This window comes from Marinomonas pontica, from assembly GCF_026191375.1.
In the GTDB taxonomy this organism is placed as follows: Bacteria; Pseudomonadota; Gammaproteobacteria; order Pseudomonadales; family Marinomonadaceae; genus Marinomonas; species Marinomonas pontica.
On sequence record NZ_JAODTL010000048.1, the window covers coordinates 1 to 23,485 of the forward strand.

Consider the following 23,485-nt stretch of genomic DNA (forward strand, 5'->3'; position numbering starts at 1 on the left):
CAAACCAACTCTTTTGGATGGTTTTATTGACAGGGAATGGCAGAAAACTGAGTGGTCATTTTTACAAATAATCAGAGAGATGGAGCACAACCCCTTCAGCCTTCATAGCCTTGTAACTGCCACTTTTACTGTTAACCATTAACCGCAGGTCGTTTTCAACATACCTAGGCTTTAGCTTAACGACTTTTGGCTTCTCTTTGACTGGGGGCACTGGCTCTTTATTCTGCAAGTTATTGATATGCGCAAGCAGCTGAAATAAGTTGGCGTCAGGAAGCTCTGACACAGCTTGCTCTGCCACAGTGGGCGCAATGTCTTCACCGATACCCGCTTGCTCAAGCATATTGATCAGCTTAGATAGCTTGGTCTGCTCAGGGAAATCATGCTCATCCTCTCTATTAAGCTCCGTATTTTCATTTACTGGAGCTGAAACCACTGCGTTCTGAACTATGCTTGCTTTTGGTATTTCTAGATCATCATACTTTTGTATTTCTGAATCACGGCCACTTTGAAGCGCTTTGATCATGGGTTTGATCATATGAAGCTCTTCATTGAATACGGTTTCCACTAAGTCTCTGGAGATCACTTCTCTACCCACTGTCACAGCTCTTGTCTGACATAAGTAAAAAAGTGTTACCGCAACATGGGCAATGCCCTGAGAGTAGTCCCAGAAAAGCGTTTTAATCTCTTTCGTTAGGGGCTGAGGTGACTTGAACCACTGTAAAGCCCACAACTGAGAGAAAAACCTATCCCAATCAGAGCCTTTACCGGATCTGTCTGTGGTATTGAATCGATTCCAATTGATACTGCCAAACTGTGAAGCACGTCTAGCCGAACGCATACTAGGAGAAAATAGCTCATAGGCTTTTGGCGTCCCGACAAACAGTATTGGTAGCTTAATCGTGTTCGTTAGCTGCACAAAGAACCGAAGAATTCGATCAGACACATTCGTAGAGCTCGAACGCTCTAAATGCTGAATTTCATCAATAACTAGTAGGCCTATTGAGTGCAAAGCGGCAATTCTCGCAAAATCCCCCAGCAACATTTCAGCATTTGCTCGTGGTTTTACGTATTGCTTTTCATATAGTCCGTTGTTGTCTAATGCCTCGTCTAGAGCACGAAAGAAGTTGATGCATAGACTTTTTACAGAGGCGTCATGAGGACACTCTACTTTAAGCCAGACAATCTGAACATGTTGGTAAGAGGAATGCATAATGACTTGAGGATAGCCAGACAAGACGGCTTCAACGGCTGTTGATTTACCAGCACCCGAACAGCCAATAACAGAGCTTACTAATGCTTCATTTCCAGCATTACGGCTGTCATCTGCTAGCTTCTCTGTTCGATTCAATGTTTCTTGATAGCTTTTATTGGCTATGTTTCGACTCAAATAGCCTTGACGAATCATAGTAGAGATCGTTTGCTCTAACTGTAGATGCGCTTTTGTTGGGTATAAAAAACCATCCATAATTCGCAACATGGCATGTCGACGGATATGAGCAGGAAGAGCCACCTCTTCAGGACTTACAACCGGAATACGTCGTATCAATTCCGCTGTGTCTTTTGGCGAATTAATCGGTGGCAGTGCATTGATTAATGGGTGATCTTCGTATTCTTTGATCTCTGCATCTATGTATTCTCGCTGTTTCAAATACGGCCATGTGATTATCCCTTAAAAATCATCCAAATCTGGGTAGTCGAACCCCTGTTCAACTTGTTTACCGGAATGGATAGAAGTAACTGTCGCTGCCTCCTTCTTCTTAGGCGATTTAGCGGACTCTCTATTTTTCTGGCGTTCTGACTTTTTTTCTTGCTCTCGATTGTTACGAATTCCACTTAGTCGCTGCGAGTTGTTAGATAGATCCGAAGACTTTTGTCTCTTTTCTGCAACTTGGGCAATCATCTCAAGCTCATTTTGAAGATCTGGTGCTTGATAATCGGCTTCTTGTTGAGCTTCAGAATATGTTGATCTCGATTCAGATTGAATTGACATTGCTTCAACTAAGCTCATGTCTTGATATCTACGACTTCGACTCTGCAATGTGCATTCCCATACACTATCAAACTTATTGTCTGGTCTCACATATAGAACATTGGTGTTCAGAGGATCGTAAGCTACCTCTAAGCTTTTTGGACGAGGCACTGATCTATTTTTATGAAACCAGCCAAGTTCAACTGCTTCTGCACAGGTATAATACATGCCCTTAAAACATATGCCTGAAGGAGATATCGTAGCTTTGCTATGGGGCAACATGTTCACATAGGTGAATTTTGGATCTACTTCCCTCAAAACACCCGTTCTATTTTTAACGCCCCAATGCCATAGCCTTACAGGTATCGCAGCCAAATCTGCGGGCATATCAGATTCAAAGTCGTAGCCCTCTAATGGAATGGATGTATTGCGGTTGATTTCAGAGATGATCACCATTTTTGTGAAATCATAAAGCGTTAGGTTCGCTGATAGCTCTGTTCGTTTCCCCGCTTTTTTCTTTCCATTTACAGGTTCGACCTTCCCTTTCACATAAGGAAGAATATCTACATGCATCATATGAAATGATTTTTCGACTATGCCTTTATCATCACCGCGATATGCTCGGGTATTCGATAAAGTGATGCCAAATCGGTTAACTAAGATATCTCCGTGTTTGCCAAGCAACTCTCCTCGGTCAGCTGTAATCGTTGCAGGGGTCCCAATACTTGGCCAATCACTTTCAGTAATCTCAATACCGAATCTACGGCAGTACTCAACTTTGTCACAGAACGCGTGCGCGAGGGCGATCGATGCGGTTGCCCAAGAAGGATTTTCTAACCCAACATACAAGCCAACAGTCATACGACTAAACACATCTTTGACTTTATATACGATTGGGCGGCCTACGATCCGATCTGGGTCATGGCCTGAAACAAGGTGCAAGTCCGCTATGGTCGCATCGATTTCATAACGAGCCCCTGGTCCAAAGTTATTTGTGGTAGAAGTGCTGTGGCTAGGTGTAACATCTTTTGCATATTGAATAGATGGAGTGCGAGCTTGCACAACAAGAGGCTTTGCATAGTTTTTGTTGTAGAAGTATCGGAACTGCCTATAAGTGGGTAAATCTTCTTTTTTCACCTTAGGGTACTTTGACTTAATAAAGCCATTCGCCTTTGTCCTAGCCCCTTTTAGGTCTACATCATTATTAACTAAATAGAAGCCTTCAATAGCCAACTTGAAAAGACTTGCTATCTCATCAGTAATAGCAAGTCCCTCTCCATGGGATACTGTGCGTTTACTCCCTGTTTTTTGAATTGCTAGTCGGTTTTGTCCAGGAGCACCGCATTTTGTGTAGTCTGGAGCAAGGGAGTCAGGAGAAAGTCCTCTCTGCCAATATCGACGCAATTGTCGAGTCACATACAGCCTAGACTCATCCGTTGCTTCTAAAACTGACTTAATCTTCTGATTCCTCAGCTTTTTATCAAATAAGGCAAAATAGTCCGTTAACAATAAAGCTACGGATCGATAAGCCCGATCTCTTATCTCTTCCGCTTTAGAGCCTGCTTCGGGGGTGGCCAACAAAATTGGATCTGGCACGGCTTCTAGTGACAAACTTTCGAACTCATCTAGATTTACGCGATATGGCCACGCTTTTTCATCGTGTATATCGATAAGCATTAAGAAATCGACATGTTCATAAACAATTCGGACATGGGTTGGATGGTCCAAGTGAGGGTCAAGAAATACTTTATTAAGATACATCAGACAATCCAGCTTTACATGAATCTAGGCCTAGAACGATAGACACATCCGTTGCACGCCAATTCCTAAATACAATATCTAAAGGAACATCAATCAAATTTGCAGCAGCAGCATTACGAATCACACCAATATGAAAGCCTGCACTGCAATCGTATAGGTCATCCATAGCAGCACAAACTGTAGCAAGCTTCTTCTCAGAGCCTGATAACCGGTTAATCACTGTCGAAATATCTTCTAAAGACAACTCTTCGTATAGGTCATGGGAATTCTGGCTGGCTGCATGAAGCCATTCAAGATTCTCTTTTACGACCGCTGGAATCTCTTGGTCTGTGAAAAGTTTCCATTCATAACCAAGCTCTTCCCAATACAGCTTTTCGATTTGAAGTTTGTCTACCGTACGCACATTGTCTAAATCGCTGGCGTATTTAACAGCAATAGCAATAGATGGCTTGCCTTTCAGCTCCACAACTAAGTCTGTGGTAACGACTTTCAATTTGTTGCGTATTTGGGGGTGCTTAATTCCCAAACGAGAACAAATACTCAAGGTATCAGCTACAGGTAGAGGAAATTGCTCTTTGATGTCGTAGGTAAGATGGAAGCGATCAAAGACAAGGAAAGCAGAAAATTCAAGACGAGATAAAAGATGATGAGCTCTAGAGGTGTTTCGACCTCGGATGCGATAGCTCTCACCAGTACTACTTATTTCGTGGACTTTTATAAAGGGCTCGTAGTCTTCCCCTGAACCAATCCCTCTGGTTTTTAACTTCTTCTCATCTTGAAGATCAACTAGTTTCTCAGAATCTAACATTTTTAGGCCTCATGCTTACTCTTTGAGCATAGCAGAAGGCCTAAAAAAATATCAAACATTATTGTAAAATATCAAACTATAATGTCTTTTATCAAACTATAATGTCACCGTACAACACAATCTCGTTTCCTAATCTCGTTATTCTACGGTAACGCTTTTCGCTAGGTTCCTTGGCTGGTCTACGTCCGTACCTTTCACAACGGCAACGTGGTAAGACAATAATTGCAGCGGAATGGTATGAACAATCGGCTCTAAAATGCTGTCGACCTTTGGCACTTCGGTGAAGATAATATTGTCTTCATTATGAAGGTCGGTGTCTTTGTCCGCAAAAACGTATAACTCACCACCACGAGCGGCGACTTCTTGCAGGTTTGATTTCAGCTTATCGAGCATGTCATTGTGTGGAACCAAGGCGATGATCGGCATGTCTTCATCCACCAACGCCAATGGGCCGTGCTTCAATTCCCCTGCTGGGTAGGCTTCGGCGTGAATATAAGAGATTTCTTTTAGTTTCAAAGAACCTTCTAGCGCAATAGGGAACATGGTGCCGCGCCCTAAGAACAAGGCGTTGGTTTTATTGGCAAAGCGGTCCGCGACTTTTTTGATATGACCGTCAGTCAATAACGCATCGTTAACGTACGCAGGCAAAGATTTCATGGCTTGCACTAGCTCTTTTTCTTTGTCGGCTGATAAGCCGTTTTCTACCGCGATGGCAACGCTGGTAATCAATAACGCGGTTAGCTGAGTGGTAAAGGCTTTGGTGGAAGCCACGCCGATTTCAGGGCCAGCATTTGTTAGCAAAGTAAGCGCTGACTCACGCACTAGCGTACTAGATGGCACATTACAGATAGCCAGAGTCGTCAAATAACCGAGTTCTTTTGCCATGCGCAATGCCGCTAACGTATCGGCGGTTTCGCCCGATTGCGATAGGGTCAAAAACAAGGTGTTTTTTGGCACAGCCACTTTTCGGTAACGGTATTCGCTGGCGACTTCGACCGTACAAGGTAATCCAGCTAGATCCTCAATCCAATATTTCGCGACCATGCCTGCATGGTAGCTGGTGCCACACGCCACGATGTGAACATTTTCCACGTCTTTTAAGAATCCAGAATCGGCACCAAAACAGCTTGTCAGCACTTTGCTCTCGCTGATCCGACCTTCTAAACAGGCGCTGATCACTTTTGGCTGCTCGTAGATTTCTTTCATCATGTAATGACGAAATTCCCCTTTGTCTGTGGCATCCACATTGTGATTAAACACGCTGATTGGGCGGTCTTGCAGTTCGCCTTTTTCATCATAGATAACCACACTGTTTCGGCTTACTTCGACAACGTCTCCTTCTTCCAAAAAGATAAACTGGTCGGTAACGTGTAACAATGCAAGCTGGTCAGACGCAACAAAGTTTTCTTCGATGCCCACACCAACGACAAGCGGGCTGCCTTTGCGCGCTGCGATAAAGCGTTCGTTGTCGTCTTTTTGCACCACGCCAATCGCAAACGCCCCATGCAGTTTTGTTAACGCAGCTTGAACGGCTTTGAGCAAGTCTGGCTGTGTTTTCATGGCATCGTGAATAAGGTGAACGATGACTTCGGTGTCTGTCTCGGATTTGAACTCATAGCCTTTGGCTTTTAATTCACGACGTAATGGTTCGTGATTTTCGATAATACCGTTATGAACCAATGCAAGGTCATCACCAGAAAAGTGCGGATGCGCATTGGCTTCCGTTGGTTTGCCATGGGTTGCCCAACGCGTATGTGCGATGCCCATTTTTCCATCCAATGGCACAGCGTCAAATTTGTCTTTGAGTGCTTGAACCTTGCCTACGGCACGGTGCGAATAGACACCTTCTTCGTTGTTAATGGCCACACCAGAAGAGTCATAACCACGGTATTCAAGGCGGCTCAGTCCTTCGATTAATATTTTTGATACGTTACGACGTGCAATGGCACCCACTATTCCGCACATGAGATCATCCTTTTTTGGTCTTTAACTTTAAAGGTAAAACGTTACTTTTTAATTGGCCTAGGCCAATTATCTTTGTTTGTTTGACGCGCTCTGGCAAAAGCCAATTGCTTCTCACCAACCCGTTTGGTGATGGTCGAGCCTGCGGCAATCGTTGCGCCTTCTGCCACTTGAACAGGGGCAACTAATGAGGTGTTAGAGCCGATAAACACATTATCGGCCACTTGTGTCTTATGTTTATTAACGCCGTCGTAGTTGCAGGTAATGGTACCCGCCCCAACATTCACATTGGCGCCCATTTCGGTGTCTCCAATGTAACTCAGGTGATTCACTTTACTGCCTTCTCCAATGAGCGCTTTTTTGGTCTCTACAAAGTTACCAATTTTGGCGTTATTCGCTAAAACCGTTCCAGGACGCAGACGCGCAAAAGGGCCGATATCACAGGCATCACCGACTTCACTTTCGTCAATCATGGTGTTGCTTTTAATGATGGTATTGTCGCCGATAAGACAGTTTTTAAGATGACAGTTCGGTCCAATTTCAACCCCATTACCCAACACCACATTGCCTTCAAACACGCAGTTGACGTCAATGATCACGTCTTGCCCCGTGGTCAATTCGCCACGGATATCAATGCGAGCAGGGTCGAACAGTGTCGCGCCGTTTTGCATCAAAGTAATGGCTTGTTGGTGCTGTAACTCACGCTCCAGTGCCGCCAATTGAATACGGTCGTTCACACCAGCCACTTCGGCTTCGTTTTCAGGATGAACCGTGACAATGTCCACACCATCTCGCGCTGCCATGGCAATCACATCGGTAAGGTAATATTCGCCTTGAGCATTGTTGTTTGTTAATGCTGCTAACCAGCCTTGCAGGTGAGAGTTGGGTGCTAACAGAATGCCGGTATTGACTTCTTTAATTGCCAGCTGACTGTCGGTCGCATCTTTTTGCTCCACTATGGCCACGACTTTGTTTTGTTCATCACGCACAATGCGGCCGTAACCCGTTGGGTTATCGAGAGAAATGGTCAATAGCACTAGAGTATTCGGTGTGGATAAAGCCGTCATTTTTTCAAGCGTGCTGGCACGAATGAGTGGTACGTCGCCATACAAGGTCAAGGTCGCGCCGTTGTCCTGCAAATAAGGCGCGACTCGACGCAGCGCGTCTCCCGTGCCTTGTGGGTCATTTTGCCAAACAACATTGGCCATAAAATCCTGACAGCTGGCTTCCACCTGATCACCCTGATGGCCCACGACCAGATGTAATTTTGCGTTCGGTAGCGCGCTGGCGGTAGTCAGTACACGTCGAACCATGGCGCTGCCGCCGACCTTGTGCAAAACCTTAGAAAAAGCAGATTTCATTCGGCTGCCCTTTCCGGCAGCAAGAATTACAATATCCTGAGTCATGAAGCGTCCTTGTATTGGCGTCTTTAAATAATAGATACATTAAGAATGGAGCCATTAGACCTTTTTGCCAAAAACGCCACAACCCAAATTGTCAAAAATAAAATGACAATTTTTAAAAAATAAAGCCGAATCTGATTTTTCATGGCGTCTACGCGCCTTACGCTTAAAGATTGTCAGAAAGAATCGGCACAATATTAGACATTACGGACACCTAACATGGTGCAACAATCTCCCGACTAAATACGTTGTTCTAACCCTATTTTTGAACATCAGACAATGCGCAAGCTGCCCCTTCGCGGGCAGGCGTTGCACTCAGCCTGAAGCAGTTCCACTAATAAGCGAGTAGCAGGGCCGGTTCGCTCCCCTTTGCCAAAAATAGCGTACATATGGAAGTTACGCTCGCTGCCTGAAATCAGTTTCAATTTTTTCAGTTTGCCACTTTGTAAGGCGTATTCTAAATCGGCTTTTGGCAACCACGCGAAGCCGATACCACTGGTCACCATTTCAAGCGCGGACTGCACGCTCGATACCGTCCAGCGACGATCTGTTCCCAACCAACCCGCATCTACTGAGGTTTCCGACGCCGAATCGCGAATCACGATCTGCAGTTCTCGACTCAAGCGTTCATTATTAATCGGGGGCCGTCTCGCTGTGCAACACATGGCTGCTTGCCGCCACGGCGATCATTTCCACTTCTACTATAGGGTCCGCAAGGTAACCTTTTGGTACCATGCCACTGAGCACCAAATCGGGACTGCCTTTTCGCAAGGCCTCTTCGCCACCACTTAATACCGCTTCTTTTAGCTGCACCTGTGTGCCTTGGCTTTGTGGTTCAAATGCCTGCAACGCTCGCAGCAAAGCAGGCGTAGGAAAGGCCTGATCGACGACTAATTCCAACTCTGGCTCCCAGCCTTGGCCTAGCGTATGAGCTAACTCTTCAAGGTCTACCGCTTCTTTTATCAAATGACGTGATCGGCGTAACAGTACTTCGCCACGTTCGGTCAATTTGGCTTTTCGCCCCTCAATGATTAATAAAGGATAACCAAGCTGTTCTTGCAGTTTCGCAACGGTATAACTCACCGAAGACTGACTTTTATGAAGGGCTTCCGCCGCTTGGGCAAAACCGCCCTTGTCGACAACCGATTGCAGTACTCGCCATTGCTCTAACGTTACTCTTGGGGCTTTCACAGTTCTTCTCTTAGGTTGGGGGTATGAAAATAATTTATCGTATTTTTCGATATATATCTCCAAAAAATGTCACTTTTTTATCGAATATATAGGTTATATGATGGCTTCATTAATCAAGAAACGGGGTCGACCTGATCCTAAATACCTTATTACGGAGAATGTAAACATGGCAACTTTATTGCGTATCGACTCTAGTGCTTCTGGCGAAAACTCAAAATCACGTCAATTGGCAAACGAATTTATTCAACAATGGTTAGCAAAAAACCCAGACGGCAAGGTTGTTGTTCGTGATGTAGATGCAAACCCATTGCCTCACTTTACCAGCGAAACATTGGGTGCATTGTTCACTCCTGAAGAAAACCGTACTGCTGAGCAAAATGCCATTGTGGCGATTGGTGATGAATTGATTAGCGAAATCGAGGCCGCTGATGTCGTTACTATTTCTGCGCCAATGTACAACTTCGGTATTCCATCTACTTTGAAGTCTTACTTTGATTACATTGCGCGTGCTGGCCGTACTTTTAAATACACAGAAACGGGCCCTGTTGGCTTGCTAAACAAAGACGCTTACGTGTTTGTTGCAAGCGGTAGCTTCTTGGCAGAAACACCAATGGATCACCAAGTACCTTACCTAAATACGTTCCTAGGTTTTGTTGGTGTGACAGTGAAAGAAACCTTCATTGCAGGCGGCCAAGCATTGGGCGAGCCAGGTGAAGAATCTTTCAACCAAGCTAAAGCGAAAATCGCTTCTGCAGCGTAATGTAATAGCCCAACGCGCTATCTAAAAAAACCGATTAGCCGGCTGGTTAATCGGTTTTTTTGTTTGCGCGCCTAACAAAACACTCAATGAATGTTATAAGCCATTGGCTTTCAACGCGATTCGTTTGCGCTGTACATCGACTTCCAACACAGTGACATTCACCACTTGTCCCACTCGCACCAAATCTCTAGGGTCTTTCACGAATCGATTGGCTAGCTGAGAAATATGAATCAGCCCATCTTGATGAACACCAATGTCAACAAACGCGCCAAACGCCGCCACGTTAGTAACGACGCCTTCTAAGGTCATCCCCTCGTGGACATCATCGAGTGTTTGTACCGTCTGATCAAAAACCGCATAGCGAAATTCAGGACGAGGATCTCGACCCGGCTTTGCTAATTCCGTCAAAATATCTGAGTAGGTAAAATCATCCACCTGAGCCATGCTCGGCGCCATGTTTTTAAGCTGTTGTAAAGCGTGGCTGTTGTTTAAAAGCTGATGCGCTTTAAGCGACAGACGCTCTGCCATTTGCTGCACCAAGGGATACGACTCAGGATGCACGCCAGACTGATCCAGTGCCTCTTTACCGTTTAGAATTCTTAGAAAACCGGCGCATTGTTCAAAACATTTCTCTCCAATGCCTTTTATCTTCAACAACTCTGCCCGAGATTCAATACGGCCTTTTTGTTGACGATATTCAACGATATTTTGTGCAAGACGCTGTGTTAAACCAGACACATAGGACAACAAAGACACCGACGCCAAGTTGATATCAACACCAACACGGTTCACACAGTCTTCCACCACATTCCCCAGCGACTTGGAAAGCAGAGACACTTTCACATCATGCTGATATTGGCCCACGCCAATCGCCTGTGGGTCGATTTTTACCAACTCCGCAAGTGGGTCTTGAAAGCGTCGAGCAATAGACACCGCACCACGAATGGTGACATCCAAATCGGGGAACTCTTGTATCGCAATCGGTGAGGCAGAATAAACAGACGCCCCCGCTTCACTGACCACCACCGCACGACAATCAAGCTGCTGTTGTGTTATTAGTGCATTAATAAGCGCTTCGGTTTCCCGTGAGGCCGTGCCATTACCAACGGCCAACCAAGCAATGCGATGCCGATTAATAAGGGACAGCAAAGTAGCTTCGGCTTCTTGTGTGCGATTTTGAGGTCCATGAGGGTAAATAACCCCGTGATCTAATACACTGCCTTGTTCATCAATCACAGCCAGTTTTACGCCATTACGAAAACCTGGATCAACGCCTAATACACGAAACGCCCCTGCTGGTGCCGACATTAATAAGTCGTGTAAATTATCCGCAAAAACCTGTATCGCCCCTTCTTCGGCTCGGTCTTTCAGCTGAGTTAAAACATCGGTTTCTAATTTAGGCAGCAGTTTCTTATCCCAAGCAAGGTTTAAATAACGTCGCTGTACAGACGTTACACGATTCGATTCCGGTTGTGTTCCATCAAACAGTTGATTCAATTGAGGAAAGAGTAAAGTGTCCGGGTAAGAAGCCGAGTATTTCAATGCAACACTCAGCTTTAATATGGATTCTTTTTTCCTCTAAATAACGCCAGCAATCTATGCGCTGGCACTTTATTTATATCTTCTTGGTAATCAAAGTAATCTCGAAATTTCTCGCCTAATTCTTTTTTGCCTCTTAATACGCGACTGATGATACGTCCATTTTTCAGCAATTCTGCTCGACCTTGCTTTAGTACGTCACTGTCATTAGCAATGGTTTCGCTTACTATCTCTACCACCCCTTCTAGAGCCTGTTCAGGCGTGACTTTGCTGTTCGTTTGCTTGCACCATGCGGAAACAGCCGACACGCTGTCCGAACGATCGCCAGACCAGATTAGCGCGGCCAGCGGTTGCAGACCTTGCTCTCTTGCTTCATCGGCTTTTGTTTTGCGCGCTTTTTTAAAAGGGGCGTATAGATCTTCTAATTCATTTTTAGAGGTGGCGTTCTGTATTTTCTTTCGAATAATATCGGTTACCGCTGGCTCGTCAGCTAATAATGAGAGGATGCTTTCTTTGCGTTTACCTAATTCCACTAGGTATTGCCATCTATCATAAAATGAACGCAGATCCATGTCGCTCATACCGCCCGTACTCTCTTTTCTATATCGAGCAATGAATGGCACCGTGGCACCTTCTTCAAATAATTGAATGATGTTGTTACTGTGTTTTTTTAATATAGAAAACTCTGTACTTAGGTTATCTGCTATAGAACTCATGTATTACCCTATTGTTTACACTTTTCTAACAGTCCAACTACGTTATTTTATTAGCATGTTAGGATGTTTTTTATTAAAATCCGCACACAAACTTGAAATAGTATAAAATCACACCACAATGTATTGATAGCAATTCAATTATTATGCAGAGAAAGCAAAGTATATTGATTTGATCAAATATATGACAAGCCCACTTCTCAATGGATTTTAATAAATTACCAGAGAAGATAGAAAACCTTTTCTAAGGAAATCGTTTTTAATGGCTTATTTTAACACCACTGAGTGTAAAAGATGGATCTCTTTTCAGTGCAGGACCATACCAACCAGTTCTTAACAGATTAATAGGGGACACCAATGAGTTTATTAGTTGAATTAGCAGGCAATAAAGCAAAAGCACGTGCAGCAGGTAAAGAGCTAAGCGTTGCACAGCTTGAAAACCTAATTGCTGGCTTCACCAATGCACTTGAAAAAGCGAAGGAAGAAGAAGCTGCACGCGAAGCGGAACAAGCGCTTAAATCGGCCCGCGCAGAAGAAATCGCCAACCTAATTGCAAAAAGCGGCCTAACAATGGAAGAAATTGCGCTGTTAACCACACCAAAAGCTGGCGCGACAAAAGGCAAAACAGTAGAGCCTAAATACCGCCTAGTGGTAGAGGGTGAAACACATGAGTGGACTGGCCGTGGCCGCACACCAAAAGTATTCCAAGAATACTTTGATGCTGGTAACAGCCGTGACAGCGTTGAAATCAAATAAGACTTTGATGTCAGTGTCGAACAGATAATAAAAAAGCGACTCATGAGTCGCTTTTTTATTATCTTAAAATCCGCACTTGTCGTTAGATTTTGTGCGTATAAATCAGATCCCAAACACCGTGCCCCAAACGCTCGCCACGTTGTTCAAATTTGGTCAGCGGTCGCCATTCAGGTCGAGGATGATACAACCCTTTACCCGCGGCATTTTCATACCCTGCTTGAACTTCCATTACTTCCATCATGTGCTCTGCGTATGGCTGCCAATCTGTCGCCATATGGAAATGTCCGCCGTCTTTTAAAACATTAGCCACTTGTTGAGCAAACAAAGGCTGAACGATACGGCGTTTGTTGTGCTTTTTCTTGTGCCAAGGATCAGGGAAAAATAATTGAAATGCACTGGCGGCTTTTTGCGGTAAGCAATTTGCCATGACTTCAATCGCGTCATCACAATAAACTCGCAAATTGGTTACGCCCTGTTCGGTCGCCAACATCATCAATTTAGCCACGCCAGGGGGATGAACTTCGATTCCAATAAAGTCTTTCTCTGGGGCATTTTTCGCCATTTCAACCAGTGATGCGCCCATACCAAACCCAACTTCCAGCACAACGTCCGCTTCACGGCCAAATACCGTGGCGTAGTCGATACGTCCATCGGCCAGATCTAAACCGTAGATTTCCCAGTTTGCGTCGTAGTTTTTTTGTTGGCCTTCGGTCATGCGACCTCCTCGTACCACAAAACTGCGAATGGTACGTTTTTTAATAGGCTCTTGTGTTTCTGTTTTTTGATCTTGCATGATTGTGTGTCGCTTAGCGTAAATATGTTCTATTTGTGTGTGCTTACCATTCCATATTGGAAGAATAAAACACGCATTATCAATTTGGTCGCCATACTACCCGAAAAAGCCAATTATGTCCTGCTTTGAACTCAGTTCTAAAAATGAACAAAATAGTGCCTTTATTACGTTGAAGCGCGCCACAAACGTAACGCCAATAACCCCCATGCCATCAAATAGCACAATCCACCTAATGGCGTAACAGCACCCAAAAAGGTCAGGCCACTTAATGCCATGAGATACAAGCTACCAGCGAATAACAGATTTCCCACTGAAAACAGCAGCAAAATACGCGGAGCCTTAAGTGCCAAAGACGACATAGACACCGCCAACCCAGCAAGCGAATGGTACATAAGATATTGGCTCGCAGTCTGCCACCAGCCTAATGCTTTTAGGTCAAGAATCGTGGTTAAAGCATGCGCACCAAATGCACCCGCGGCCACAGAAAGAGCTGCTTGTATTGCAAATAGTGCTGCCCATTTTGATAAGGATGACGTCGTAATCATAAAAAAGTCACTGTAGGACAATGGATGTGTTGATAAGGTCTTATCTGAACAGATAATTTATTCTAGGACGTTAAAGTACCCATTACTGCCAATGGCATAATAACGATTGCCGGGGCCATACGCCAAAGCAAGCACCACGGAGCCGGTTAGACGGCTTTTCTGCTGCATAATGTCCCACTCTTTCTGAACAATGCCAGTACTCACCTGAGCCAAGGTCACACGACCGGTAACTTCCCCCATCAAAATGGTTCGGTCATCTTTTGCAAACACCGCCTGACTGATCGTTACATTACGGTATTGCAATGCTCCGGTGTCTATCTTTGTCAGTTCTTTGCCCGTTCTTGTTGACCAAATTTTTGCATTTCCTAATTGCGCGGCGCCAAACGCGTATTTACCGTCTGCCGATAACGCCACACTGGCGATGGCATTATTTAAGGGCCATTCGTATTTTTTCTCGCCCGTTTGCATGTCCCACAAAATCACTTTAGACAAATCGTCGCCGGTGATTCCCAGCATGCCATCCGGTGTGACATCAACGGCTCGCACAGTCGCCCCCGTTCTTAGGGTCTGTTTTATGCCGCCACGTTTGATATCAAAATAGCGTGCGGTTTGATCATTCAAACCAATCAAGGCGTAATCGCCATTTTGCGTTAATTTAAGCGATTGAATATCGCCTGGTGTATTCCAAAAACCGTCCGGCTTTCCGGTGACGGTATTCCACAACACCAATGTGCGTGCACCGCCCGTTGCGGCAAATTGACCAGTTGGGTCAATGTCTACGCCCAACAAAGAGGAATACTCCCCTTGGGCATGGTTCCAATTATAACGACGCTCATTTACCGCGTTTACCCAGTAACTGCCACCGTGTTCAATAGAACCAATCAAAGCGGTCGAGCCATCATCGCTCAACACCGCCGAATACAAACCTTGCACAGCGTATTTCGCCGTTCGAACTGGCGCCTCTGCCGAGCAAGACAATAACGCCGCGCAGCAGAAAACCATAACCCCCAATTCAAGCGTCTTTTTCGCTGTGCGCTTCATGTAATTCCTTAATTAATTGGTCTTCGAATTGAAACCGTTCAGCCATAACGAGCGTTAAGGCCTGCAAAGAAAATGGCAAAGCCTCTAATTGCGCATTGCAATGTTCTTTGGTGTCGTATTTGTCGTTAAACTCAATCGCCACTTCCGTCGAACTGTCTATCTGCGGCAAAAGTTCGCGTAACAATACCAAGGCACCGTCATCATGAAATTCTTTGGCTTCCAACGCCAATTGTTCGTAAACTGTAAAATGACCCGCAGACACATAGTCCACCAGCATTTCGCATACCGCTTGTATTTTAGGTGTGTCCGTCGGTGTAAATTCACCTCGCTCACGCAAATACATCCAGTTCTCAATCAATTGTCGACGCTGCTCTAACCAACGATCAATAATGATGTGTACTCCGCCCCATCGCTCTTGGGCTGTTTTACAACCTTCTAACATATGCAGACTCCATCAGGCGTTCATTATTATTACTGTCTTACCTCAAGCATATTCCGATACGTTACCCCCTGCAAGACGATAGTCAGGGGGTATTTGTAACCTTTTATTAGCGAAAGGTGTTTTTACCCGCTCGCACAGCGATCACGATATTAATGATGGCCATGCCGACAAATGCCACCAAAGTCCAGCCAGGAATGCTGATACCAAAGAGTGTCCACACCACATCTCCGCACTCTCCGGTACCCATCACCATCGCCTGCATAATTTCTTGCCACGGGAAGACTTCAAACATGTAGCTTAGTCCCGGCAAGCACGCAGGTAGCTGCTCCGCCGGCAAATTTTGTAAATACAGATGGCGAATCGCCAGCGCCGCACCCGCAAAAGACAACACCACGACCAGCCAAGAACAGCTTTTTCGAACGGTGGCATTGGCCGTCAATGCAGAACCCAAAGACACCACCCCCACGCAAAAGAAAACAATGCGCTGCAACATACACAATGGGCAAGGCTCTAGCCCCATTTGGTATTCCATATAAAAAGCCACGGCTAAAAGAGCAAACGCGGCAAACGCAACCAAACCATGAAAACGACGAGCAGACAAAAACGCAAACATAAACGAAGGTTCCTAAGCTGACTAAAGTGATAATTTAAAAATATGAGTTTATGACAATAAGAAGACCAGAAAGTGCGAAATTCCTACTGACAGAACGCTTTAATGGCAGTTAGTATACTGTCTATTGGAACGAATACGAGAATCTACCATGTCATTGATGATGTCCTTGAGCAATAAAATGCGAATCCTTGCTCTGAGCTGTGCTTTTTGCGCAACCAGCCTGAATGTCTACGCGGCAGAAGAAGGCGAAGCGCCCGTTCCGACCTATATCGAGTTAAAACCCAACTTTGTCGTAAACCATGTGGGGGATGAAACACGACTTAAATACATAAAGACCAGCATTAGCATCCGCACCGACATGAGCAAAAAAGAACTGATCGAAGCCAATATGCCCTTGGTCAGAGACGCACTCGTCATGTTTCTCAGCTCACGCACCACAGAACAAGTCACAGGCGCCATCGCCAGAGAGAAAACTCGCGAAGAAGCGGCTGTTGCCGTCAATTCCGCATTAAAAGAAGAAACCGGCGCAGAACCAGTGAAAGACATTTTATTTGCCAGCTTTGTGACACAGTAAACACTCATTTACATACTCATTTGCTCAAACACAAAAAAAGCCCCTTGACTACCAAGAGGCTTTTTTTATGAAAAATGACTCGCCCTAAAATCAACTTACAACTCTTTGATGTCATCAGGATCGACGTAACCAGACAATTTGTCTGTGGCTTCGTTATTGAAAAACTTCTCCATTTGCTCCATTACATATTTACGAGAGTCAGGCTGCATCAGGTTCAATTGCTTTTCGTTGATCATCATTGTTTGCAGTAACTGCCATTCTTGCCAAGCTTGTTTAGACACTGACTGTAGAATTTCTTGGCCTTTTGCTCCCGGTAACGGCGCGCGGTCTAACGCCTCCATGTCTTTCTGAAACTTTTTGCAAAATACTGTATTCGCCATAGGAATCTCTCGCCATCATAAAGTAATAGAGTGAATAATGGCGTTAACACGTCAGAATTCAAGGCATTATAGAAATAAGATAAGAAACGCGATCCACTTAGCTCCTCCCCCTTGAAGATAAGGGGAAGGAACAAAAAAACGTACTTAGCCCCTCCCCTGCTAAGGGGGAGGCTGGGAGGGGTTAATAAAGCTAACAACCCCATCCTAACCTTCCCCTTGAAGATAAGGGGAAGGAACAAAAATGCTTAGCCCCTCCCGCTGCTAAGGGGGAGGCTGGGAGGGGGTTAAAAAGCTAACAACCCCATCTTAACCTTCCCCTTGAAGATAAGGGGGAGGCTGGGAGGGGGTCAACAAAGCTAACAACCCCATCCTAACCTTCCCTGGAAGATAAGGGAAGGAACAAAAATACTTAGCCCCTCCCCCTGCCAAGGGGGAGGCTGAGAGGGGTTAACAAAGCTAACAACCCCATCCTAACCTTCCCCTTGAAGATAAGGGGAAGGAACAAAAATGCTTAGCCCCTCCCCCACTAAGGGGAGGCTGGGAGGGGGTCAATAAAGCTAACAACCCCATCCTAACCTTCCCCTTGAAGATAAGGGGAAGGAACAAAAATGCTTAGCCCCTCCCCCTGCTAAGAGGGAGGCTGGGAGGGGGTCAGTTTTTAAGCACTTCCAACCAATCCAATCAGCACAAATACCGCAATAAAAACAAAAATCGACGGCCGTTTGTAACGCAAAACAACAAAACCTACCCCGACAATCATCAGATCCCAAATCGTCAGTAAACTGGACGTAGCTATTGGAGAATACAGTGCCGCCAGCAAAATCCCTACGACGGCCGCATTAAGACACGCCACAGCAGAACGACAACGTGCCCGCTGAAACACACTCTGCCAAACACCCTGCGCGCTCAACATCAACAACAAACCAGACAAAAAAACCGCTAAGGTCGCCACACCTGCCCACCACCAAATTTGGTGACCATCGGGGGCGGCAATGGCTCCTAAAAAGCTCGCCATGGTAAACATCGGTCCAGGTACCGCTTGAGCCGCCGCATAGCCTAATAAAACCGTCGACTCAGACACCATACCCGAGGCCGACGGCAAGACAAACGAAGACAGCATTGGCAACACCACATGACCGCCCCCAAACACCAAAGCGCCCGCCTGATAAAAGCGGCCAAACAAAGCACTCAAACCATCATTTAGGGCAAAACTAGCGATAAAAACGCCCACTACGATGGCCAACAGCACGCCAGAAAAACGTATCGGCGGCAACGACTCTTGCGGAGACATCGCCTTAGCCGGAACAAAAAGGCTGACCAATACCGCCAACAACAGCGCCCACAACGTGGCCAATCCAAATGGGAATAACACAATAAACAGCCCACACAACACCGCCAATGCGGCAAGTAATGTAGTCTGGCAAAACGATCGCCACATACTGACACAAGCGTCGGCCACCACGACCACAGCCAACAGTTTTAAGCTATGCACTATGCCGTCAAAATAGAGGTTCTCCTGCCACGTTTGGCCAAACTGCGCCAGCAACACCATGATGACAAAAGACGGCAAAGTAAAACCGATAAACGCTGCCAACGCCCCCATTATGCCCGCTCGATGATAGCCTAAAGCAAAGCCTACTTGGCTAGACCCTGGGCCAGGAACAATTTGACTTAGCGCCACCCACTGAGCATATTGGGATTCGCTCGCCCATTGTTTTCGTTTGATAAAAGTTTGGTTGAAATAACCAAGGTGTGCGGCGGGCCCACCGAAACTGGTAAAACCCAACAATAAAAACGAAACAAAAACCTCGACCACACGTTTATAAAAAGAGAGGTTTTTTTCAGTCATCGGACACTCATTCCCAATTCATTCAGTTGCTCTAAAATACGTCTTACTGGCGCAGGTAACCCCTGTGCTAACGCTTCATCTGGATTAAACCATTGATATTTATCACCCTCTCCCACTAATTGAATGTCAGACACCACTATCTGGCTGGGCGAAATATCTAAATGGTAATGACTAAAAGTATGTCGAAACAATGACAACGGCGTGACAACCGACACCTGCGTCGCAAATCGTTGCTCTGTATGCAAGACAACCGACTCGTCTACCGCCAATTCAGGCAAGCTCCATAGCCCACCCCAAATCCCAACCGAAGGCCGTTTTTCCAATAACCACTGACCTTTCGGGTTGGTCAATACCAATAATTGAATGCTTTTCTCTGGCTTGGCGGCTTTTTTCGGTTTACGAATGGGAAATTGTGTTGGGTCTTGCGTCAGTCGACCTTGGCAGTCTTCTTCCAATGGACACAGCAGACATTGTGGCTTCGAACGAGTACACAGCGTCGCCCCTAGATCCATCATAGCTTGCGTGTAATCACCACAGCGTTCACTTGGCATATAATGCTCGGCTAAGTCCCACATGGCATTTTCCGTCTTTTTCTCACCTGGCCAAGTCGGCACCGCATGAAAACGAGCCAATACACGCTTCACATTGCCATCCAAAATCGCGGCCTGAACACCACGAGAAATCGACAATATCGCCGCTGCAGTGGAGCGCCCAATGCCAGGTAACTCACACACCCCTTCCACACTGTGTGGAAACTCACTGTCCAACTCATCCACCAACATTTTTGCCGCTTTGTGCATGTTGCGTGCTCGCGCGTAATAGCCAAGGCCACTCCAATGCGCCAACACCTCGTCTTGTTCCGCGTCAGCAAGCGCCTCTACAGTGGGAAAGGAGGCCATGAATTTTTGGTAATACGGAATCACCGTTGTCACTTGCGTTTGTTGCAACATGATTTCAGAAATCCAAACACGGTAAGGCGTTTTGTGCTCTTGCCAAGGCAAGTTTTTACGCCCGTGCTCATCAAACCACGCTAATACACGAGGCGCGAAATTATCAACTGGTTGCATGTATTTCTCACATTTACGCCGTTTTATCCGTATGGGTTAAAACAAGCTCTTTAGTTTTTCTTTTAATTTCTCTTTTAACTTTTCTTCTTCCGCTTTCCGCTTTGCTTCAAGCTCGGCCTTTAATCGGGCGGTTTCCGCTTGTTTTTTCGCGTCTAATTCCGCTTTAATCTCCGCTTCCTTGGCTTTTAGTCGGGCTTTTTCTGCGTCCAATTTTTGCGTCAACTCGACTTTAGCAAGGTCCGCAAACAACTTCCCAAAGCCTTTTAGATCAGGGCGACATAAGCCCGCTGGGTCATCACTAAACTGACCTTTACAGACAATAGGAAACGCCAATTTGGTTACCTTTTCATTCACACGGCACGCGTTGTCTAATTCACTGCCAGCGAGGCCAACATTGGCCTGATAATTCAACGAAGATTCAGGCAATGACACCACGCCATCACCGGTTACTTGAATGCCCGCGGAACTGATTTTCAAACCGGGCGTAGACACTTGGCCGTTTACAATATGGGCAGGAAAACGCATGGTTTCAAACGGTGTATCTGGCCCAAATTGTTGTTCATCAATGCGCTCTTTGCGTGTGGCTGCGATGCCTTCACACACGGTTTTGGTTAAGTTCGTTCCGACCAATGCACCATTCTTGATTTCAATAAGCACATCGCCCTGTAAAGACGCCATCAGGTCATTGACGCTGTTGCCGCTCGTTTTTAGATCACCGTTTAAATACGTGGCTCCGGCGATTTTATTTAGATCCATGAAGTCCACTAACAATGGCTGAATTTGCACGCCCTCAATGGCAGGAGACACATCGATTACCGGTTGTTTGCCTCTCACATCCAGACGCGCTTTGGAAGACACGGTTCCCTTATACAAGGCCACTTGCAATGGTGCGACGGTGACTACCCCATGAGATTGGGTCGAATCCAACGACACTTTGTCAATTTTTACTTTTTTGACAATGATGTTTTCAAACACCAAACCAACATGACCATTTAACCCGCGAATCAGCTCGACAGGGATCAAAGCATCGGCTTCTTGTGCGGTTTGGGCTTCCATTTGCGCGGCGGTTATGGCCTCTTTTGAGCCATTTTCATTAGGGGTAATCGGCGTTGGCAAATAGCGGTCTAGGTCTAGGTTTTTACCTGCAACTTTAATGTCCCAGCGCAAAGGCGACAGATCCACCACCGCATTGGCTTCCATGTTGGTGTCATCCATGGCAATTGAAATGGGCTGTGCGGTGATCGATTCTAGATTGCCTTCTAGGGTGATATTGGCACGCGCTTTCGTAAACGCACTGTCATCGGACATGTCCGGTACAGGTAAGTTAAGGCGTGTCATTAAATAGCGGGGATTCACGTCCCCCACCGACAATACGGCTGAAAACTGTGGCTCACTCAATACTTGATACGCTTGAACTTTGGCGTCTAGGTTCACACCCAGCACACTTAACGCCGCGCCTTCTATTAAGACATTCTCTTGCGGCAAATCCACATCCACATTCGCCACTTTGAGTTTTGCGCTGATTGGGCTAACAGGCAAAAGCGCGCTGTCTACCTCGGCTGACAACACTAACGAATCCAACGCTAACGCTTCTCTTTCTGGAAAAACGGCAAGATTGGCGTTCAACGACACGTTGGCTTTAATGGGCGACTGCCCCTGTAAATCACTTTGCGTTACGGCAATGTCCATCACCATTGGCCACGCTTTGTCCCATTCCACATCGTTTAATTGAATATTAAAGACGGCGCTCAACAACTGATTGGTTTGTTCATCACGGTACTGAACTTGCGCGTTTTCAATACGCAACTCGTCCAACTGTATAGCGGGAAGCGCTCGACTTGGTGTGCTGTCGGTAGTGGTCGAAGAAGAGGGATTCACGGTTGCCGCTGTCGTTCCTGTTTGGTTGAGCGATTTCTCGCTCGGGCTTGCCGATGGGTTTAACTGCCAATTCCCTTGCCCTTTGGCGTTTTTGCTTAAACTGGCTTTCACATTGACTAGGTTGACCTTATTCACCTGAATCTTCTGTTCCAGCAAGGGTAAAATAGCCAATCCAAACTCTGCGCGGTCGAATTGCACTATTTCAGGGTCAGAACCCAAAGCCACGCCAATATCTTCTAAGTTCAAACCTAACCAAGGAAAAACGACCAACTGATGTCGCCATCCAAACGCAGACTGACATTGGCTTTTTCTAACGCAACGTTTTTGAGTTCGTCTTTAAAATCATTGGGATTCACAAACAACATCACGTACGCCAACAGCAAAGCAATGACGGCGAACAAACCCACCACTAACATACCAATTCGCTTTAACCACACCATGAAAAACCCCTAAATGAATTGTCCTTACCAGCCTCCCCCTTAGCAGGGGGAGGAGCTCGTACGTTTTTTTTGTTCCTTCCCCTTATCTTCAAGGGGAAGGTTAGGATGGGGTTGTTAGTTTTTTAACCCCCTCCCAGCCTCCCCCTTAGCAGGGGGAGGAGCTAAGTACGTTTTTTTGTTCCTTCTTCTTATCTTCCAAAGGCAGGAATAAAAATATCGCCATATCATAGCATTCGATGTTGGCGTTTATCGATGCAATAGCGATAACTCATCGAAAAACACACGGACAAAGCATAGAAGCAAACGTGTCCACGTTCTATAATGATCATCTTATGTCATCCTCTTAATACACAAAACGTGGCGGCCATTCGTCACAATCACGGTGGAGAAACCAATCAATGTCCGATCGCATTGCCAGTGTCGAGCGCAATACGCTTGAAACTCAGATCAAGGTGTCGATTAACTTAGACGGTACCGGTAAATTCAACTGCTTCACAGGCGTTCCTTTCCTTGACCACATGCTTGAACAAGTCGCGCGTCATGGCCTGATTGATTTAGATATTCATGCCGTGGGCGACCTTCACATTGACGCTCACCACACTGTTGAAGATTTGGGTATCACATTAGGGCAAGCATTTGATATTGCTGTTGGCGACAAAAAAGGCATCAAACGCTACGGCCACGCTTATGTGCCATTAGACGAAGCCTTATCTCGTGTGGTGATCGATTTCTCTGGCCGTCCAGGTCTAGAAATGCACGTGCCATTTACTCGTGGCTCTGTTGGTGGCTTTGATGTAGATTTATTCTCTGAGTTTTTCCACGGTTTTATTAATCACGCAAAAGTGACCCTACACCTAGATAACCTGCGCGGTAAAAACACTCACCACCAAGCGGAAACCATCTTCAAAGCATTTGGTCGTGCATTGCGCATGGCACTAGAAGCGGACGAACGTATGGCGGGGCAAATGCCTTCCACCAAAGGTTCTTTGTAGGACTCTCTT

22 protein-coding genes and 1 pseudogene are annotated in these 23,485 nt (G+C 45.8%); 4 read left to right on the plus strand and 19 right to left on the minus strand.

The features are described from left to right. Positions 1-61: 61 nt before the first annotated feature. The 7 genes from N5P32_RS12925 to N5P32_RS12955 all read right to left on the minus strand — a co-directional run bounded on the left by N5P32_RS12925 (position 62) and on the right by N5P32_RS12955 (position 9,094). The gene (locus N5P32_RS12925; RefSeq protein WP_265729452.1) at positions 62-1,648 is read right to left on the minus strand and encodes an ATP-binding protein; all 1,587 of its coding nucleotides are present in this window, start codon (positions 1,646-1,648) and stop codon (positions 62-64) included. A gap of 21 nt (positions 1,649-1,669) precedes the next feature. Next, positions 1,670-3,730, minus strand: coding sequence for a Mu transposase C-terminal domain-containing protein (locus N5P32_RS12930; protein WP_265729453.1), 2,061 nt, complete (start codon positions 3,728-3,730; stop codon positions 1,670-1,672). Beyond that, positions 3,720-4,538: a TnsA endonuclease N-terminal domain-containing protein gene (locus N5P32_RS12935; protein WP_265729454.1), complete on the minus strand. Its 819-nt coding sequence runs from the start codon at positions 4,536-4,538 to the stop codon at positions 3,720-3,722. Before N5P32_RS12935 ends, N5P32_RS12930 begins: the two co-directional genes overlap by 11 nt. Before the next feature lie 138 nt (positions 4,539-4,676). Further along, entirely contained in the window at positions 4,677-6,503 is a 1,827-nt protein-coding gene (glmS, locus tag N5P32_RS12940) for a glutamine--fructose-6-phosphate transaminase (isomerizing) (protein WP_265729455.1), read from the minus strand. A gap of 41 nt (positions 6,504-6,544) precedes the next feature. Further along, entirely contained in the window at positions 6,545-7,906 is a 1,362-nt protein-coding gene (gene glmU / locus N5P32_RS12945; protein ID WP_265729456.1) for a bifunctional UDP-N-acetylglucosamine diphosphorylase/glucosamine-1-phosphate N-acetyltransferase GlmU, read from the minus strand. Between the two features lie 269 nt (positions 7,907-8,175). Continuing rightward, a complete protein-coding gene (locus N5P32_RS12950) occupies positions 8,176-8,526 on the minus strand; it encodes a LysR substrate-binding domain-containing protein (RefSeq protein ID WP_265729457.1) in 351 nt (116 codons plus the stop codon). Positions 8,527-8,536: 10 nt separating this feature from the next. Next, positions 8,537-9,094 (minus strand): LysR family transcriptional regulator, encoded by a 558-nt coding sequence (locus N5P32_RS12955; protein WP_265729458.1) that lies wholly within the window; start codon positions 9,092-9,094, stop codon positions 8,537-8,539. A 166-nt stretch (positions 9,095-9,260) separates the two neighbouring features. On the opposite strand from N5P32_RS12955, the gene N5P32_RS12960 reads away from it, so the two are divergent. Then, positions 9,261-9,854 (plus strand): FMN-dependent NADH-azoreductase, encoded by a 594-nt coding sequence (locus tag N5P32_RS12960; protein WP_265729459.1) that lies wholly within the window; start codon positions 9,261-9,263, stop codon positions 9,852-9,854. A gap of 93 nt (positions 9,855-9,947) precedes the next feature. On the opposite strand, the gene N5P32_RS18275 is transcribed toward N5P32_RS12960, so the two are convergent. Both N5P32_RS18275 and N5P32_RS18280 read right to left on the minus strand, forming a co-directional pair. Continuing rightward, positions 9,948-10,163: a S1 RNA-binding domain-containing protein gene (locus N5P32_RS18275; protein WP_409371106.1), complete on the minus strand. Its 216-nt coding sequence runs from the start codon at positions 10,161-10,163 to the stop codon at positions 9,948-9,950. Positions 10,164-10,258: 95 nt separating this feature from the next. Then, positions 10,259-12,109 (minus strand): annotated as a pseudogene (locus N5P32_RS18280) (Tex-like N-terminal domain-containing protein). A gap of 354 nt (positions 12,110-12,463) precedes the next feature. On the opposite strand from N5P32_RS18280, the gene N5P32_RS12975 reads away from it, so the two are divergent. After that, on the plus strand, positions 12,464-12,862 hold the full coding sequence (locus tag N5P32_RS12975) for an H-NS histone family protein (protein WP_265729462.1): 399 nt from the start codon (positions 12,464-12,466) through the stop codon (positions 12,860-12,862). 82 nt (positions 12,863-12,944) lie between these two features. Here N5P32_RS12975 and trmB read toward each other — a convergent pair whose 3' ends face one another. The 5 genes from trmB to N5P32_RS13000 form a co-directional block, all read right to left on the minus strand. Then, on the minus strand, positions 12,945-13,655 hold the full coding sequence (gene trmB / locus N5P32_RS12980) for a tRNA (guanosine(46)-N7)-methyltransferase TrmB (RefSeq protein ID WP_265729463.1): 711 nt from the start codon (positions 13,653-13,655) through the stop codon (positions 12,945-12,947). 164 nt (positions 13,656-13,819) lie between these two features. After that, positions 13,820-14,200 carry a DUF423 domain-containing protein gene (locus tag N5P32_RS12985; RefSeq protein WP_265729464.1) on the minus strand — a complete coding sequence of 127 codons (381 nt, stop codon included), beginning with the start codon at positions 14,198-14,200 and terminating at the stop codon, positions 13,820-13,822. A 57-nt stretch (positions 14,201-14,257) separates the two neighbouring features. Continuing rightward, on the minus strand, positions 14,258-15,241 hold the full coding sequence (locus N5P32_RS12990) for a WD40 repeat domain-containing protein (protein WP_265729465.1): 984 nt from the start codon (positions 15,239-15,241) through the stop codon (positions 14,258-14,260). Further along, positions 15,213-15,683, minus strand: a complete 471-nt coding sequence (gene rsd / locus N5P32_RS12995) for a sigma D regulator (RefSeq protein ID WP_265729466.1) — start codon at positions 15,681-15,683, stop codon at positions 15,213-15,215. Before rsd ends, N5P32_RS12990 begins: the two co-directional genes overlap by 29 nt. 106 nt (positions 15,684-15,789) lie before the next feature. Next, on the minus strand, positions 15,790-16,296 hold the full coding sequence (locus tag N5P32_RS13000) for a disulfide bond formation protein B (RefSeq protein WP_265729467.1): 507 nt from the start codon (positions 16,294-16,296) through the stop codon (positions 15,790-15,792). Between the two features lie 148 nt (positions 16,297-16,444). On the opposite strand from N5P32_RS13000, the gene N5P32_RS13005 reads away from it, so the two are divergent. After that, a complete protein-coding gene (locus N5P32_RS13005) occupies positions 16,445-16,870 on the plus strand; it encodes a flagellar basal body-associated FliL family protein (protein WP_265729468.1) in 426 nt (141 codons plus the stop codon). 95 nt (positions 16,871-16,965) lie between these two features. On the opposite strand, the gene N5P32_RS13010 is transcribed toward N5P32_RS13005, so the two are convergent. The 5 genes from N5P32_RS13010 to N5P32_RS13030 form a co-directional block, all read right to left on the minus strand. After that, positions 16,966-17,250 carry an oxidative damage protection protein gene (locus tag N5P32_RS13010; protein WP_265729469.1) on the minus strand — a complete coding sequence of 95 codons (285 nt, stop codon included), beginning with the start codon at positions 17,248-17,250 and terminating at the stop codon, positions 16,966-16,968. Positions 17,251-17,908: 658 nt separating this feature from the next. Further along, positions 17,909-19,099, minus strand: a complete 1,191-nt coding sequence (gene chrA / locus N5P32_RS13015; RefSeq protein WP_265729470.1) for a chromate efflux transporter — start codon at positions 19,097-19,099, stop codon at positions 17,909-17,911. After that, positions 19,096-20,166, minus strand: a complete 1,071-nt coding sequence (mutY, locus tag N5P32_RS13020; RefSeq protein ID WP_265729471.1) for an A/G-specific adenine glycosylase — start codon at positions 20,164-20,166, stop codon at positions 19,096-19,098. Before mutY ends, chrA begins: the two co-directional genes overlap by 4 nt. A gap of 36 nt (positions 20,167-20,202) precedes the next feature. Continuing rightward, the gene (locus tag N5P32_RS13025) at positions 20,203-22,314 is read right to left on the minus strand and encodes an AsmA family protein (protein WP_265729472.1); all 2,112 of its coding nucleotides are present in this window, start codon (positions 22,312-22,314) and stop codon (positions 20,203-20,205) included. Beyond that, complete coding sequence (locus N5P32_RS13030; protein WP_265729473.1) at positions 22,293-22,484, minus strand: AsmA family protein; 192 nt, start codon at positions 22,482-22,484, stop codon at positions 22,293-22,295. The genes N5P32_RS13025 and N5P32_RS13030 overlap by 22 nt, the downstream gene beginning before the upstream one ends. Before the next feature lie 398 nt (positions 22,485-22,882). Here N5P32_RS13030 and hisB point away from each other — a divergent pair, with 398 nt between their 5' ends. Beyond that, positions 22,883-23,476 carry an imidazoleglycerol-phosphate dehydratase HisB gene (hisB, locus tag N5P32_RS13035; protein WP_265729474.1) on the plus strand — a complete coding sequence of 198 codons (594 nt, stop codon included), beginning with the start codon at positions 22,883-22,885 and terminating at the stop codon, positions 23,474-23,476. Positions 23,477-23,485: the final 9 nt, after the last annotated feature.

What these genes read in the sequence shown, in the direction of transcription:
- trmB (WP_265729463.1), bottom strand. Translation starts at nt 13,655, where the DNA reads ATGCAAGATCAAAAAACAGAAACACAAGAGCCTATTAAAAAACGTACC.
- hisB (WP_265729474.1), top strand. Translation starts at nt 22,883, where the DNA reads ATGTCCGATCGCATTGCCAGTGTCGAGCGCAATACGCTTGAAACTCAG.
- N5P32_RS12935 (WP_265729454.1), bottom strand. Translation starts at nt 4,538, where the DNA reads ATGTTAGATTCTGAGAAACTAGTTGATCTTCAAGATGAGAAGAAGTTA.
- glmS (WP_265729455.1), bottom strand. Translation starts at nt 6,503, where the DNA reads ATGTGCGGAATAGTGGGTGCCATTGCACGTCGTAACGTATCAAAAATA.
- N5P32_RS12960 (WP_265729459.1), top strand. Translation starts at nt 9,261, where the DNA reads ATGGCAACTTTATTGCGTATCGACTCTAGTGCTTCTGGCGAAAACTCA.
- N5P32_RS12985 (WP_265729464.1), bottom strand. Translation starts at nt 14,200, where the DNA reads ATGATTACGACGTCATCCTTATCAAAATGGGCAGCACTATTTGCAATA.
- N5P32_RS13005 (WP_265729468.1), top strand. Translation starts at nt 16,445, where the DNA reads ATGTCATTGATGATGTCCTTGAGCAATAAAATGCGAATCCTTGCTCTG.
- N5P32_RS12975 (WP_265729462.1), top strand. Translation starts at nt 12,464, where the DNA reads ATGAGTTTATTAGTTGAATTAGCAGGCAATAAAGCAAAAGCACGTGCA.
- N5P32_RS13010 (WP_265729469.1), bottom strand. Translation starts at nt 17,250, where the DNA reads ATGGCGAATACAGTATTTTGCAAAAAGTTTCAGAAAGACATGGAGGCG.
- chrA (WP_265729470.1), bottom strand. Translation starts at nt 19,099, where the DNA reads ATGACTGAAAAAAACCTCTCTTTTTATAAACGTGTGGTCGAGGTTTTT.
- N5P32_RS12930 (WP_265729453.1), bottom strand. Translation starts at nt 3,730, where the DNA reads ATGTATCTTAATAAAGTATTTCTTGACCCTCACTTGGACCATCCAACC.
- rsd (WP_265729466.1), bottom strand. Translation starts at nt 15,683, where the DNA reads ATGTTAGAAGGTTGTAAAACAGCCCAAGAGCGATGGGGCGGAGTACAC.
- N5P32_RS18275 (WP_409371106.1), bottom strand. Translation starts at nt 10,163, where the DNA reads ATGACCTTAGAAGGCGTCGTTACTAACGTGGCGGCGTTTGGCGCGTTT.
- N5P32_RS13030 (WP_265729473.1), bottom strand. Translation starts at nt 22,484, where the DNA reads ATGGTGTGGTTAAAGCGAATTGGTATGTTAGTGGTGGGTTTGTTCGCC.
- mutY (WP_265729471.1), bottom strand. Translation starts at nt 20,166, where the DNA reads ATGCAACCAGTTGATAATTTCGCGCCTCGTGTATTAGCGTGGTTTGAT.
- N5P32_RS13000 (WP_265729467.1), bottom strand. Translation starts at nt 16,296, where the DNA reads ATGTTTGCGTTTTTGTCTGCTCGTCGTTTTCATGGTTTGGTTGCGTTT.
- N5P32_RS12990 (WP_265729465.1), bottom strand. Translation starts at nt 15,241, where the DNA reads ATGAAGCGCACAGCGAAAAAGACGCTTGAATTGGGGGTTATGGTTTTC.
- glmU (WP_265729456.1), bottom strand. Translation starts at nt 7,906, where the DNA reads ATGACTCAGGATATTGTAATTCTTGCTGCCGGAAAGGGCAGCCGAATG.